This is a genomic window from Mucilaginibacter sp. UR6-1, from assembly GCF_020880975.1.
GTDB lineage: Bacteria > Bacteroidota > Bacteroidia > Sphingobacteriales > Sphingobacteriaceae > Mucilaginibacter.
Genome location: NZ_JAJIWP010000003.1, coordinates 670,908 through 684,149, shown reverse-complemented (window position 1 = coordinate 684,149; position 13,242 = coordinate 670,908). Strand labels below are relative to the sequence as shown.

15 protein-coding genes are annotated in these 13,242 nt (G+C 44.6%); 8 read left to right on the top strand and 7 right to left on the bottom strand.

What is annotated here, in order from left to right; all coding sequences use genetic code 11:
* Nucleotides 1-77 precede the first annotated feature (77 nt).
* The 4 genes from LJ707_RS13545 (at nucleotide 78) to LJ707_RS13530 (ending at nucleotide 4,547) form a co-directional block, all read left to right on the top strand.
* Entirely contained in the window at nucleotides 78-650 is a 573-nt protein-coding gene (locus LJ707_RS13545) for a thermonuclease family protein (protein ID WP_228951836.1), read from the top strand.
* Entirely contained in the window at nucleotides 637-3,075 is a 2,439-nt protein-coding gene (locus LJ707_RS13540) for a penicillin acylase family protein (protein WP_228951834.1), read from the top strand. The genes LJ707_RS13545 and LJ707_RS13540 overlap by 14 nt, the downstream gene beginning before the upstream one ends.
* An 85-nt stretch (nucleotides 3,076-3,160) precedes the next feature.
* Nucleotides 3,161-3,838, top strand: coding sequence for an outer membrane lipoprotein carrier protein LolA (locus LJ707_RS13535; RefSeq protein WP_228951832.1), 678 nt, complete (start codon nucleotides 3,161-3,163; stop codon nucleotides 3,836-3,838).
* A gap of 118 nt (nucleotides 3,839-3,956) precedes the next feature.
* The gene (locus LJ707_RS13530) at nucleotides 3,957-4,547 is read left to right on the top strand and encodes a hypothetical protein (protein ID WP_228951830.1); all 591 of its coding nucleotides are present in this window, start codon (nucleotides 3,957-3,959) and stop codon (nucleotides 4,545-4,547) included.
* On the opposite strand, the gene LJ707_RS13525 is transcribed toward LJ707_RS13530, so the two are convergent.
* The gene (locus LJ707_RS13525) at nucleotides 4,544-5,095 is read right to left on the bottom strand and encodes an AAA family ATPase (RefSeq protein ID WP_228951828.1); all 552 of its coding nucleotides are present in this window, start codon (nucleotides 5,093-5,095) and stop codon (nucleotides 4,544-4,546) included. The two genes, LJ707_RS13530 and LJ707_RS13525, sit on opposite strands and share 4 nt — an antisense overlap.
* A 116-nt stretch (nucleotides 5,096-5,211) precedes the next feature.
* Between LJ707_RS13525 and LJ707_RS13520 the strand changes: the two genes are divergently transcribed.
* Complete coding sequence (locus tag LJ707_RS13520) at nucleotides 5,212-5,484, top strand: hypothetical protein (RefSeq protein ID WP_228951826.1); 273 nt, start codon at nucleotides 5,212-5,214, stop codon at nucleotides 5,482-5,484.
* Complete coding sequence (locus LJ707_RS13515) at nucleotides 5,481-6,245, top strand: MBL fold metallo-hydrolase (RefSeq protein ID WP_228951824.1); 765 nt, start codon at nucleotides 5,481-5,483, stop codon at nucleotides 6,243-6,245. Before LJ707_RS13520 ends, LJ707_RS13515 begins: the two co-directional genes overlap by 4 nt.
* A 14-nt stretch (nucleotides 6,246-6,259) precedes the next feature.
* On the opposite strand, the gene LJ707_RS13510 is transcribed toward LJ707_RS13515, so the two are convergent.
* The 4 genes from LJ707_RS13510 to pfkA form a co-directional block, all read right to left on the bottom strand.
* Nucleotides 6,260-6,874: a DUF4377 domain-containing protein gene (locus LJ707_RS13510; RefSeq protein ID WP_228951823.1), complete on the bottom strand. Its 615-nt coding sequence runs from the start codon at nucleotides 6,872-6,874 to the stop codon at nucleotides 6,260-6,262.
* 136 nt (nucleotides 6,875-7,010) lie between these two features.
* Complete coding sequence (gene gap, locus LJ707_RS13505) at nucleotides 7,011-8,006, bottom strand: type I glyceraldehyde-3-phosphate dehydrogenase (RefSeq protein ID WP_228951821.1); 996 nt, start codon at nucleotides 8,004-8,006, stop codon at nucleotides 7,011-7,013.
* Nucleotides 8,007-8,011: 5 nt separating this feature from the next.
* Nucleotides 8,012-8,860, bottom strand: coding sequence for a hypothetical protein (locus tag LJ707_RS13500; protein ID WP_228951819.1), 849 nt, complete (start codon nucleotides 8,858-8,860; stop codon nucleotides 8,012-8,014).
* 3 nt (nucleotides 8,861-8,863) lie between these two features.
* Nucleotides 8,864-9,850, bottom strand: a complete 987-nt coding sequence (gene pfkA / locus LJ707_RS13495; protein ID WP_228951816.1) for a 6-phosphofructokinase — start codon at nucleotides 9,848-9,850, stop codon at nucleotides 8,864-8,866.
* Nucleotides 9,851-9,977: 127 nt separating this feature from the next.
* On the opposite strand from pfkA, the gene LJ707_RS13490 reads away from it, so the two are divergent.
* Nucleotides 9,978-10,703 carry an NUDIX domain-containing protein gene (locus LJ707_RS13490; protein ID WP_228951814.1) on the top strand — a complete coding sequence of 242 codons (726 nt, stop codon included), beginning with the start codon at nucleotides 9,978-9,980 and terminating at the stop codon, nucleotides 10,701-10,703.
* Nucleotides 10,704-10,783: 80 nt separating this feature from the next.
* Here LJ707_RS13490 and LJ707_RS13485 read toward each other — a convergent pair whose 3' ends face one another.
* Complete coding sequence (locus tag LJ707_RS13485) at nucleotides 10,784-11,644, bottom strand: N-acetylglucosamine kinase (protein WP_228951811.1); 861 nt, start codon at nucleotides 11,642-11,644, stop codon at nucleotides 10,784-10,786.
* 311 nt (nucleotides 11,645-11,955) lie between these two features.
* Between LJ707_RS13485 and LJ707_RS13480 the strand changes: the two genes are divergently transcribed.
* Nucleotides 11,956-12,447, top strand: a complete 492-nt coding sequence (locus LJ707_RS13480; protein WP_228951805.1) for a hypothetical protein — start codon at nucleotides 11,956-11,958, stop codon at nucleotides 12,445-12,447.
* 50 nt (nucleotides 12,448-12,497) lie between these two features.
* On the opposite strand, the gene surE is transcribed toward LJ707_RS13480, so the two are convergent.
* Nucleotides 12,498-13,238 carry a 5'/3'-nucleotidase SurE gene (surE, locus tag LJ707_RS13475; RefSeq protein WP_228951804.1) on the bottom strand — a complete coding sequence of 247 codons (741 nt, stop codon included), beginning with the start codon at nucleotides 13,236-13,238 and terminating at the stop codon, nucleotides 12,498-12,500.
* Nucleotides 13,239-13,242: the final 4 nt, after the last annotated feature.

Sequence of the window (13,242 nt, the reverse complement as noted above, 5' to 3'; positions counted from 1 at the left end):
TGGGTAGAGAGGGGTGGCCAGCGCAGCGCAGTCGGGGTGAGTTAAATTTTATACCTTAGCCATCCGTTTTACACCGAATGAAAAAGCTACGCCTGCTCCTGATATTTCTAATTATAGCCCTTGCCGGTTGCAACCCTTTACCCGAGGATACCTACAAGGTGGTAAAAATAAAAGACGGCGATACTATTGAACTGTTAAGCCACGATCTGCAAAACATAACCGTGCGTTTGGCCGGTATTGATTGCCCCGAAAAAGCACAGGCCTTTGGCACCGCTGCAAGGCAATACACCGCGCAACTTTGCTTTGGGCAAAATGTTACGCTGGATGGCAGCGATAAAGACCGCTATGGCCGCACGGTAGCTTATGTAATATTGGCCGATGGCCGTAACCTGAACCACGAGCTGGTTAAAAACGGCTACGCCTGGGAGTATAAAACTTACTCAAAAGACCCTGAACTGGCCGGGTTTGAACAATATGCCCGCCAAAACCGTTTAGGCCTATGGCAGGATGAAAACCCGGTTGAACCATGGAACTTTCGCCGCAACAAAACAAAGAACAAGAACAAAAAACCGCGTAAAAAGCGGAGGCATAAACAAGAGGAAACAGTATCTTTAGTAAGCCTTTACAACATACCTGATGAAGTTTTTTAAAGCTTTTTTTTCGCTCGTCGTTACGGTTACCATGTTATGGGCGCTGCAAACCAATTTTGGCAGCATACCCGCTATTGGCCCTTTGCTGAACCCGGTAAGTGGTTTTTGGCAAAATGCCGAGAACCGTACCGAAGTTGGGGATGATGAACTAAGTCTGCCCGGTCTTACCAACGAAGTAACCATCAAATTTGATGAACGCCGTATACCGCACATCTTTGCCAAAAACAACCACGATCTGTATTACGCGCAGGGCTACATCACCGCGCGCGACAGGCTGTGGCAAATGGATATTCAAACCCGCAGCGCGGCAGGCAGGTTATCAGAAGTTGTGGGCGATAAGGCACTGGAGCGCGACCGCACCGCCCGCCGCATGGGCATGGTTTACGGTGCCGAAAATACGCTGAAGTGCATCATGAAAGATAGCGTAATGAGCAAGGTGATCAATGCTTATACTGACGGCATCAACGCCTACATAGCCGGGTTGGATGAAAAAGATTATCCGCTGGAATTTAAGCTGATGGGCTACAAACCCGAGCCCTGGAAATCTATTAACTGCGCTTTTTTGTTAAAGCTGATGTCGCAAACGCTGGCGGGTGGGTCTGATCAGTTTGCCATGACCAATACCCTGCAACTTTTTGGTGCAGATGTAATGCGGGAGCTATTTCCGGACAGGCCGGTGCGCGATGAACCGATCATTCCCGCAGGCACTAAATGGAACTTTAAGCCGCTGACCGTACCCCAACCCTCAAAAAGCTTTACAGCGCAGATGAATGCGGCTGCAAAACCCCGGCAAAAGGTAGAAGGCATCGGCAGTAATAACTGGGCTATCAGCGGCAGCAAATCGGCCAATGGCTACCCTATTTTAGCTAATGATCCGCATTTGAACCTCACCTTTCCATCCATCTGGTACCAGATACAAATGAGTGCGCCGGGTGTAAATGTTTATGGTGTATCGCTGCCGGGGGCACCTTGTGTAGTTATCGGCTTTAACAATAAGGTAAGCTGGGGCGTAACCAATGTTGATGCCGCCGTGCTTGATTGGTACCAGATAAAATTCCGTGACGCTAATAAGAATGAATACTGGTACAACAACCGCTGGAATAAGGTAACCAAACGCGTTGAAGCTATCGCCGTAAAAGACGGCAGCACCGTATACGATACCGTTTTGTACACCCACCATGGCCCGGTAGTTTATGAAACGGCGGCTAAAAAAGACAAAAATGCCCCTGAGTATATCCCGGTAGGCAATGCATTAAGGTGGATAGCGCATGATGAGTCGGACGAGTTCAAGACCTTTTACCTGCTTAACCGCGCTACCAATTATGCCGATTACCGCAAGGCTTTGCAATACTACTCTGCCCCCGCGCAAAACTTTATTTTCGCGGATGTAAACAAGGATATCGCCATTACACCTAACGGTAAAATTCCCCTTAAATATTCGGAACAGGGCAAGTACATAATGGATGGCAGCGACCCGGGGAATGATTGGCATGGCTTTATACCTTATACCCATAACCCTACGGTTAAAAATCCGCCGCGCGGTTTTGTAAGTTCGGCCAACCAGTTCAGTACCGATAAAACATACCCTTACTATATTAACTGGCAATTTGCGGGTTACGAGCGCGGTAAACGCATTAACAGCCGTTTGGCTGCTATGCACCAGGCCAACGCCGATAGCCTGCGCTTGTTACAATTGGATGATTACAGCATAGTTGCACAAGATGTGTTACCTACCATGCTCACCTATTTGGATACCACCAAGCTGGATGATGCGCAGATGGATGCATACCAAATTGTTAAAAATTGGGATAAACATTATGCCGTAAATTCAGCAGGGCCAAGTGTTTTTAACGGCTGGTGGCGCAAGTTTTACGCCATGACCTGGAACGACCAGTTTAACAGCAGCAAAATACCCCTGCGCGTGCCCGACCGTGATGTTACCGAGCAACTGCTCATCAAACAACCAAAATCAAAATGGTTTGACAACCAGCGCACCCCGGTTGTTGAAACCGCGGCAGATGTAGTAACCCGTGCTTTTATAGTTACCGTTGATGACCTGGTGCGCCTGCATGGCAAACCGGGCAATAACTGGGCATGGGCTAAGGTTAAGCCCTTTGAGGTTGCGCACCTTGCCGGCTTAGATGGTTTTGGCTCGGGCAACTTTGCCACGCCGGGCACAGGTTTAACTGTTAATGCCTTGGTTGACGGGCATGGTCCATCCTGGCGCATGGTGGTACAAATGGGGCCTCAGGTAAAGGGCTATGGCATTATTTCGGGCGGGCAATCGGGCAACCCGGGCAGTTATTATTATGATGACATGCTGGCCACCTGGCAGGCCGGCAAACTGGATGAGCTGTTGTTCCTTCTCTCGCCGCGCGAACCTTCAAAACGCATTAAGGCCGAACTAAAACTAACTGTAAGGTAATTAAACCATCGGCACAAAATTCACTCTTAAAATATTAAAAACCCCTGCGGCAATTTTACGTTAGGGGTATAACTATAACAGATACATGAAAAAATATATCATACTCGCGTTGCTGATTACCGTGCAGGCTTACGGAGCCTTTGCCCAAAAGGATGACGATGCCAAAACCATTTTGAGCGAACTGAGCAAAAAATACAGGTCATACTCTTCCATAAAAACAGATTTTACACTGACTGTTGATAACAAGCAGGCCGGTATACAAAACACCCAAACCGGTACGCTTGTATCAAAAATACAGGGTAATAAATTCAGGGTGAGCGTTTATCAAACCAACGGCAAAAAACAGGTGATCGATCAGGAGATCATCAGCGATGGTAAAACCCAGTGGAGCTATATGGTTGACGAGAAAGAAGTACAGGTAAATGATGCCGGCCAGGGCGATGATGCCTTTAACCCGGCGCAGATATTTACCATCTACGAAAAAGGATATAAATACGTATATAATGGCCTGCAAAAACAGGGCGGCAAAACCTACCAGGTGATAGACCTGACACCTGAAGCCGAAAAAGCCCAGTTCTTCAAGATCAGGCTGATGATCGATAAGGTTAAAAAACAGATCTATAACGTACTGGTGTTTGACCGCAATGGCTCACGCTACAATTACACCCTTAAAACCACCACACCCAATGCCCCCGTGGCCGATGCTTACTTTAGCTTTGATGCCAAAAAACACCCAGGCGTTGAGGTAGTTGACTTGCGATAGATTTGAAAACCAAGCATAAAAAAAGCGGCACTAAAATAAAGGTGCCGCTTTTTTTATGCTCGTTAAACCTTTTATGTGTATTTTTATCAAACCCGTATAAACCAACCAATCTTATATCATGAAAAACCTTTTCCTTTTTGCTGTATTGATTTGCTTTATGGCAAATACAGCCTCTGCCCAAAAACGCACACCTTCGCACGAATACAATTTTCAAGACCTGTCGGCACTAAAAATGCTGCCTAAGAAAAGCCGTGATAGCTTGATCCGCGCGATGCGAAAATCAAATAAAGAGCTGGCTAAATTAAAAACCGTAGATGTAAACGGCAAGCCGTCGGGCGGCAAAATAGCTAAGTTAACCAAGGATTATTACAGCCAGATGTCAGCCATGATGATACAGGTGCTTGAAAACCCTACAGATGCGACAACTAAGTTTAACGAGCGCAAATTTGAACGGCTGCAATCGCAATTCGAGTTTGAAATGCAATTATTTACCGAAGAGGAAAACTATAAGCAGGAGCGTAAACGCATCATCGACGACTTTAATAACGAAGAATTTGACGATGCCGAAGACCGCCGAGATGCCCGCGAGGACATGAAAGAAGAACTTAAAGACCTGGAAGAAGATTACAAAGACACCATCAAGGATTTAAAGGATGAACGTAAAGACCGCCTTGAGGAAGAAGCCGAGCAGGATAGCGAAGACGTTTAAACAATACCCTGCATGGCGTTTAACACTTTTGCAACACGGTCATCAACCGTTGTATCGCCGGTGATGCGCAATACCGGGCATGTTAACGTTTGCAGCCAGTTTTGCTGTTTTTGAAGGGTGCGGCTGGTAGGCGCTGTATTATCATCGTAGCCGGCCGCCCAGTTCATAAACTCAACAAACTGCCGGTTGCGTGAAGCATCAGTATATATAATATCACCATAACGCTCAAATTCGCGTTTTTTTAAGCGCGTCATCCTTATATTAGGTGGTACGTGCAAAAAAACCACCAAATCAAAGGTCAGCTCTTCTGTAAACTTCCAGCCCATTACAGGGCCGCCTAATATCCAGTTGCCATGGCTTCGCAATTCATTAAGCATTAACCGGTTTCGATGCTCAATGGGCCGTTTTATGGTAAACGGATCGGCATTGGTGGTGTTATCCCAATAATAAAAATCACTGTCAACATAGGCATAGCCTGTTTTATTGGCCAGTGCCTGCCCCAGCGTGGTTACGCCCGCGCCCGAGGCACCTAAAATATTTATACGCATGTTCAGCTATTTATCAGCGCTGCAAAAATTGCACTTTTATCATGCAAACGAAAACTTTTTCGCAAACATATCATCCTTGATCATTCTTTGTTATTTTTGAAGGAATACGATATTCAATGCTTACGCTAACAACCCATACGCTCGAAAAACTGGAACTGCTGCTAAAAACGGGCGGGTACAGGGTGCGTTATGAAAAGGGTAACTTTAAAACCGGGGCATGCCTGCTGCAAAGCAGTAAAATGATCGTGGTTAATAAGTTTTCAAACCTCGAAAGCCGCATACAATCGTTAGTTGAGCTGCTGCGCGAGCTGGAAATAGATCATAAACAACTGGACGATAAGCAAATTGCTTTTTTACACCAGCTTAAACAAACCAACCTGCAACTGTGACCATTACTTTTTTAGGAACCGGAACTTCACAGGGCGTACCTGTTATTGCCTGCCATTGCGAGGTATGCCAGTCGCATGATCCGCATGATAAGCGCCTGCGCAGCTCGATACTGATTGAAACCGAGGGCAAGAACATTGTGATTGATTCGGGGCCTGATTTCAGGTACCAGATGTTGCGTGCCGATGTACAGCACCTTGACGCCATTATTTTTACCCATGAGCATAAGGACCACGTGGCCGGCCTTGATGATGTGCGCGCCTTTAACTACATACAACAGGCCCCTATTGATGTATACGCCATGGAACGCGTACAGGAGGCCCTGAAACGTGAATTCATTTATATATTTGATAATGCTGGTTACCCCGGCATTCCGCAAATCAACCTGCACACTATCAGTAAGGATGAAGCGTTCTATATCGGCAGCCTTGCCGTTACCCCTATTGAGGTATTGCATTACAAGCTGCCGGTATTAGGCTTCCGCATAGGTGATTTCACGTATATTACCGATGCTAAAACCATAGCCCCCGATGAGGTGGAGAAGATAAAGGGCACCAAAATACTGGTTATAAACGCGCTGCAAAAACAAACCCATATATCGCACTTTACGTTTGATGAGGCCATTGCCTTTGCCCAAACAATCGGTGCCGAAAAAACTTACTTCACCCACATCAGTCACCGTTTGGGCAAGCACCACGTTATATCGCAGGAGCTGCCGGATGGTATTGAACTGGCTTATGATTCGTTGCAGCTATACCTGTAGCTGATCAGCTCTTTTTAAGGGGTAAATTGTATTGATTGCACCAGGTATGCCTTGCCAAAGCGCTGCGGATCATGCTTTACCGTAGCTTTTATAGCTTTCCATTTAGGCTCCTGGATAGTTTGTGAATGATTGTTCCGCATGTCCTGCGCGTTGGCCCATATTTCGGCAAGCTGGCTCCCGGTATGGTTATCAGCATAGGTAAATTGTATCTCAGGCGTGAAATAATAATCATTATCAACCTTATTTAGCCTGATAACAGGTCCGCCGAATCCATAATGATAAATGAGCTGAATTGTAAAAGGCTCATCTCCTTTATACTGATCTTTACTTACTATACTAACAAAATCATACCAGTAAGATGAACCATCGGCAGGTGGGTTTTCCTCGTAGTGAAACCTGGCTTTAACCTTATAGCTATATCCCGGTTCACGATTTTCAAACCCGGCCAGTACGGCTTCCGCGGGCTTTTTAGTATTGGCGGTTAACAATATATCCTGATCGGCACCGTAGCGATGGTCAACCAGTAGTTCAACCTCCTGGCCGTTCTTTAACTTTAACGGACCGTATACCGCCTCCTTTTTGCAGGAAAATAAACTTACGGCAATAAAAAGTAAGATGAGCTTTTTCATGTAGATAATGGTTTTGATCTGTATGAAATATTACGGTATAACTACGCTAAACGCTACACATCCAAATTAAAAAATAGCTTATAAAACAGCAAAGCCGGCTTTAAGGGCCGGCTTTGATATATAAAAGGGTTGGCTATTATAATTTGCCTAACTCTTGTACTAAATCAATCAGTTTGTTTGAGTAACCCCACTCGTTATCGTACCATGAAACAACTTTAACAAAGTTATCATTCAGGGCGATACCGGCCTTAGCATCAAATATTGAAGTACGTGCATCACCTTTAAAATCTTCTGATACAACTTCGTCTTCAGTATAACCCAGGATGCCTTTTAATTCACCTTCTGAGGCTTCTTTCATAGCAGCTTTAACAGCCTCGTATGAGGTAGCTGTTTTAAGGCGAACGGTTAAGTCAACTACTGATACGTCAGCAACCGGAACACGGAATGACATACCTGTTAATTTACCTTTAAGCTCAGGCAATACCAAACCCACTGCTTTAGCAGCACCGGTTGATGAAGGGATGATGTTTTGGTAAGCACCACGGCCACCTCTCCAGTCTTTTGCAGACGGGCCATCAACAGTTTTTTGCGTAGCAGTTACCGCGTGGATAGTGCTCATTAAACCTTCTTCGATACCGAATTTATCATTCAATACCTTAGCTATAGGCGCTAAACAGTTGGTAGTACATGATGCGTTTGATACGATATTTTGATCAGCTTTTAATTGCTTGTGGTTAACACCCATTACAAATGTAGGGGTATCATCCTTTGCAGGGGCGCTCATAACAACTTTCTTCGCACCGGCGTCGATGTGTTTTTGAGCAGTTTCCTGAGTTAAGAATAAACCGGTTGATTCGATGATCACCTCGGCACCAACATCACCCCATTTAAGGTTAGCCGGATCTTTCTCAGCAGTAACACGGATGGTTTTGCCGTTAACAACAAGGTTACCGCCTTCTACAGTAACCGTACCGTTGAATTTACCGTGGGTTGAGTCGTATTTTAACATGTAAGCCATGTAATCAGGCTCAACAAGGTCATTGATGCCTACAACTTCAATTTCCGGGCGTTCAACAGCGGCTCTGAAAGCAAGGCGGCCGATACGGCCAAAACCATTAATTCCTATTTTCATATTGTTTAATTTTTGTTTGCGTAATACGTTAATAAATTATTTATGGGTGACCTGACAATGCTGCTTACGCTTATACCGGCATTGGCAGTTATAGGTTGCAATACGTCCTGAAAGTGCATAGCTACTGATCCTGAAAAATGTACCGGTGCTTCCGGGTATTGCTGATGTAAGGGTACTAAGTACGTATTCACCATTTTTTCAAAACCTGTAGTTAAAAGGTTCCTGATATATTGATCGTCCCTGTTATCAATAAAGAAGTCGTTAAAAGAGCTCAAAAACAGTGCCGTTTGCTTTTGGCGGTACACTTTGTCCAAAATGGCATTACGGTCATAATTATACCTTTTGGCAAACTTCTTACAAAGTTCATCAGGCAGGGCCTTACTTATAAATGCTTTTAGCAGTTGCCTGCCCAGCCAATTGCCTGATCCTTCGTCGGCAAGTATATAACCAAGGCCGAAATTGTTGTTTTTAATCTTACGGCCGTCATACCAGGCGGCGTTTGTACCGCTGCCGCAAATGCAAACTATGCCCTGTTCACCTTTGCAGCCGGCCAGCGCAACTGCATCAATGTCATGCCCTACTGTAATTTTGGCAAATTTAAAAAAAGTAGTGAAAGCTTTGCGAATAATTTCTTTCATATCAGGCGATGAAAGGCCCGGGCCGAAAAAATATATCTTTCTTACTACCTCAGCATGGTGTATGAGGTTAATGTTTTTATTCAGCACATGGATGATGTGCTTCTCGTCATTCAAATAAGGGTTTATACCGGTGGTTTTAAAAGATGCCACGGTGCGCCCCTTATCGGCAAGGCGCCAGTGTGCATAATGCGATCCGCTATAAACAACTGCTATCATTAATTAGATCGAGAGTATTTCCATCATCTGCATCAAATCCTCTTCCAGTTTAAACTCGTGCTGGTTGAGTGCTTCCTCAAGCGAGGTTAAAACTATGTTGTTAGCCTGCAGGCCAACCATTTGCTGTGTTTTACCGGCTACCATGGCATTAACCGCCGCAAAACCTAAACGGCTGCCTAAAATACGGTCAAAACTGCTTGGGCTTCCGCCGCGCTGCAAGTGGCCAAGTATGGTTACTTTAATATCGTAGTTCTTAACTTCCTTTTCAACAGCTTTGGCAATATCATAAACGCCGCCGTGCTTATCACCTTCGGCAACAATTACTATGCTTGATGATTTTTTGTTATAATGACCGGCCTTTAAACTAACAATAAGCTCTTCAATGGCTGTTTCTTTTTCAGGCAGCAGGATAGCTTCCGCACCGCATGATATACCCGCACGCAGCGCTATAGCACCCGAATCACGGCCCATAACCTCTATAAAGAATAAACGGTCATGCGCGTCGGCAGTATCGCGTATCTTATCAATAGCTTCAATAACGGTATTGGTGGCGGTATCAAAACCCAGGGTATAGGTTGATCCGTAAAGATCATTATCAATAGTACCCGGTACACCGATCACTGATATATCAGGAAATTTTTTGGAGAAACGCAGTGCTCCGGTAAATGTACCATCACCACCTATAACCACCAACCCATCAATACCCCTGGCCTTTAAATTTTTGTAGGCCAGCTCCATTCCTTCTTCATTACGAAACGCCAGGCAACGCGCGGTTTTTAAGATGGTACCACCCAGGTTAAGTATGTTACTTACCGAGCGGTTATTCATATCATACATGTTATTGTCGATAAGGCCCTGGTAACCCTGCCTAACGCCAACTACCTGTAATCCATTATATAATGCCGTTCTAACAACCGCCCTTATGCAGGGGTTCATGCCGGGAGCATCACCACCGGAAGTTAAAACAGCAATCTTTGAAAGTTTTTGCATTTGCGTTTATTTGGTATTCGAAATTACGGTACGAAGATACTGTGTGCAATTTACACCATTAAATTTATTTTTATTTTTTTGTTTATTATTAACGCATATCTTTATCCTATTGTTATAAACTGATATTTTGGAAACTGTACTACCTAAATTCGACTCCGTATTTTCTATTGACTGTGTGATTTTTGGCTTCGAGGCCGGCGAGTTGAAGATATTACTGATAGAGCGTAACGAGGAACCTTTTAAAGACTGGTACGCCCTGCCCGGTAACTTTGTTGAGCAGAACGAAAGCATTGACGATGGTGCCAAACGTATATTGTACGAGCTTACCGGCCTGCGCAACATGCCTATTAAGCAGTTGCATACCTTTGGCGAGGTTAACCGCCACCCGCAGGGCCGTGTAATTACCGTGGCCTACTTTGCGCTGATACGCATAAGCGGCCAAAAGGACCTTACCCCTATTACCCAGTACGCCCGTAAAGCATTCTGGATACCGGTTAACGAGATGCCGAAACTGGCGTTTGACCATAGCGAGATATTCCGCAGCGCGTTCAGCAAGATCAGGAAACGGTTAAACTATCAGCCCATAGCGTTTGACTTGCTGCCCGAAAAGTTTACGCTTACGCAATTGCAATCACTATACGAGATCATCCTGAACAAGAAGCTCGATAAGCGCAACTTCCGCAAAAAAATGCTGAGCTACGGCTTTTTAAAGGAGCTGAGCGAGAAACAGAAAGGCGTATCATACCGCGCCGCTAAACTTTATAAGTTCGATCGCCGTAAGTACAACAAAATATTCCAGAACGATTTGAACATGGAGGCTTTGCCGGCGGCAGCGGTGGCTGTCGAAAAGTAGATCTATCCATACCCTATAAAACAAACAGCCCCTGCTTCATTTTGAAACAGGGGCTGTTTGTTTTATATGCTTTTGCCTGGTTATAACTGGCTTGGCGCAAGCTCAAGGTGAAATTTCACCAGGTCATCTATAGGTGAGCGGATGATTTTACCTACCGTCATGCCGTTCTCGGTAACTACCTCTTCTAACACGTTGCGGAAGTTATAACCTACCGAACCAATACAGTTAAAGGTATATTTTTGATAATCAGGATATTTGGTAACTACGTTTTTAAAGAAATCAACAAATGATGAACGTACCAGGTTGCGTGAGTACTCCAGGTGTACGTTGTTATCATAAACAAACTTACTGAAGCTGGCGCAAAAGCGGTTAGCCAATGGCTTGGTGTATACCTGCTCGTTCACATCATCAGGTGTAAGCTTAAAGGTTTCCCAAAACAGTTTGCGTACAGCCTCGGGCATATAGCCGCGCAGGTAATCAATAAGCAGTTTTTTACCAATGTGGCAGCCGCTGCCCTCGTCGCCTAAAATGTAAGCGCCTGAATCAATATTCTGTAGTATGTTCTTACCATCATAAGTACAGGTATTCATGCCGGTACCTAAAATGGCGGCAAAGCCTTCGGTATGGCCAAGCAGCGCGCGTGCGGCAGCCAGCAAATCATGGCCGATGTTTACTTTAGCTGCTGTAAAAACAACCTGCATCGACTCCTTTATCTGGTTGCGCTTTTCGTCTGTTGAACAGCCTGCACCGTAGTAGTTAACCTCAGTGATCTTGTCAATTTCTAAATCAGTCGGCAGGTTTTCCTGTAACGATTTAATAACGTATTCTTTGCTTACAAAGTAAGGGTTATAACCTTCAGTATTAAAGTATACTTTTTTGCCTTCCTCATTTACCAGGCACCAGTTAGTTTTAGTTGAGCCGCCATCGGCAATAATGATCATAATTGTTTTTTATTGATTAGAAATTCCGGTAAATGTATAATTAACTTATTGTAAAACGAACACTTTGAGGTTAAAAAAAACGTTTTTTCTTAATATAAATATCACCCCGTTCGTTATGCAATGGCAATTAATACAACAATATTATAGTTTATTACAGTTAAAATATCAAATATAAGCTTTAGGCAAACAACTTACAACATACAGGCATAGTGTACCGAAACCTTACATTATTATAATAAATAAAAAAGTTTATTTAGTTATATTTAAACCTGTTATCAGCTTAATTGTTTAAATGATATAAATTTATCAGGATGAAAAAGTTACTGCTTATGCTACTGTTAACCGGCGCAGTAGTGCTACCATCATTTTCGCAAACCCTGCCACGGGTTGACAGGTATGACCTGGAAACTGAAGAAGGTGTTATTGATGCCGACTCGATAGCACTGCCCGTTGCCGAATACCTTTTTAAGATACCGGCTATTAAGGATGACCCTGCCCGCCTGCGCGCTATGAGCTTTTTAAATAAATGGATGGAAGAAACGCCAAGCTATGAGTTTATACTGGATGAGGACATTATGGCCAATTTTGACGACGACAAGGACATAACCGACCTATACATGGCCGCGCTTACCAAATATCAACTGCAAAACCCGGATATTGAGGATGACCGTAAAATATCCATCGGCGCGTTAAAGCTGCTGCTTGACTATGCCGATAACGACGATAATTATGTACTGTTGCGCGACGACATGAACAAGCTGATGGCGGCCTATAAAGCCGGGCGTTTAGAGCAGGCGCTGTAATAATAACTAACTAAAACAAAAACGGGGAGCAAATGCTCCCCGTTTTTGTTTTATAAGCCTACCGGCTGTGTTTGTATCTTTTCTTTTAATTCAGCCTCGTTGGTTAAGTCAAGCCTTAGCGGGGTTATTGATACCAGGTTGTTATCAACAGCCCAGCGGTCAGTACCTTCTTCGGCAGGTTCAAGCGGGGTTACTGTAAACCAGTAATGCTTGCGGCCCAGCGGATCAGTACCGGGTATTACTGTGCCATCATATAAACGTACTGATTGCCTTGTCCAGGTAATATCAGTAGGGTGTTCCGGAAAGTTCACGTTATACAGCGCCAGCTTGGTATCTTCCAACAACGAGCTCAGTACTTTTTCAACAAAGGGTTCAAGTGCTTTAAAATCAGGTTCGGTTTTACCAACCGGGGTACTGAGCGCTATGCCTTTTATACCAAATAACACAGCTTGCTTGGCCGCTGCCAGCGTACCCGAATGCCACATAGAATTACCCAGGTTTGGGCCCATATTAATACCTGATAATACCACATCCGTTTTTGACCACAGGTGCGTACCCAGCGCAACACAATCAGCCGGAGTACCGTTTACCCGGTAAGCATCAATACCCGGAAATTCAATAGGCGATTTTTTATAACTTAACGGCCGGGAGTGTGTAACCGCATGGCCCATTGATGATTGCTCAACATCGGGTGCAACTACGCGCACCTCGCCAAACTTACGTGCTATTTGTGCCAGGGCGGCAATGCCGGGGCTATATATTCCGTCGTCATTTGTGATCAATATCCTCATAACA

Excerpts from the sequence above, each read along its gene's own strand:
- LJ707_RS13520 (WP_228951826.1), top strand. The coding sequence starts at position 5,212 with ATGCTTACGCTAACAACCCATACGCTCGAAAAACTGGAACTGCTGCTA.
- LJ707_RS13510 (WP_228951823.1), bottom strand. The coding sequence starts at position 6,874 with ATGAAAAAGCTCATCTTACTTTTTATTGCCGTAAGTTTATTTTCCTGC.
- gap (WP_228951821.1), bottom strand. The coding sequence starts at position 8,006 with ATGAAAATAGGAATTAATGGTTTTGGCCGTATCGGCCGCCTTGCTTTC.
- LJ707_RS13485 (WP_228951811.1), bottom strand. The coding sequence starts at position 11,644 with ATGATCATTATTGCCGATGGCGGCTCAACTAAAACTAACTGGTGCCTG.
- pfkA (WP_228951816.1), bottom strand. The coding sequence starts at position 9,850 with ATGCAAAAACTTTCAAAGATTGCTGTTTTAACTTCCGGTGGTGATGCT.
- LJ707_RS13480 (WP_228951805.1), top strand. The coding sequence starts at position 11,956 with ATGAAAAAGTTACTGCTTATGCTACTGTTAACCGGCGCAGTAGTGCTA.
- surE (WP_228951804.1), bottom strand. The coding sequence starts at position 13,238 with ATGAGGATATTGATCACAAATGACGACGGAATATATAGCCCCGGCATT.
- LJ707_RS13545 (WP_228951836.1), top strand. The coding sequence starts at position 78 with ATGAAAAAGCTACGCCTGCTCCTGATATTTCTAATTATAGCCCTTGCC.
- LJ707_RS13535 (WP_228951832.1), top strand. The coding sequence starts at position 3,161 with ATGAAAAAATATATCATACTCGCGTTGCTGATTACCGTGCAGGCTTAC.
- LJ707_RS13525 (WP_228951828.1), bottom strand. The coding sequence starts at position 5,095 with ATGCGTATAAATATTTTAGGTGCCTCGGGCGCGGGCGTAACCACGCTG.
- LJ707_RS13540 (WP_228951834.1), top strand. The coding sequence starts at position 637 with ATGAAGTTTTTTAAAGCTTTTTTTTCGCTCGTCGTTACGGTTACCATG.
- LJ707_RS13530 (WP_228951830.1), top strand. The coding sequence starts at position 3,957 with ATGAAAAACCTTTTCCTTTTTGCTGTATTGATTTGCTTTATGGCAAAT.
- LJ707_RS13500 (WP_228951819.1), bottom strand. The coding sequence starts at position 8,860 with ATGATAGCAGTTGTTTATAGCGGATCGCATTATGCACACTGGCGCCTT.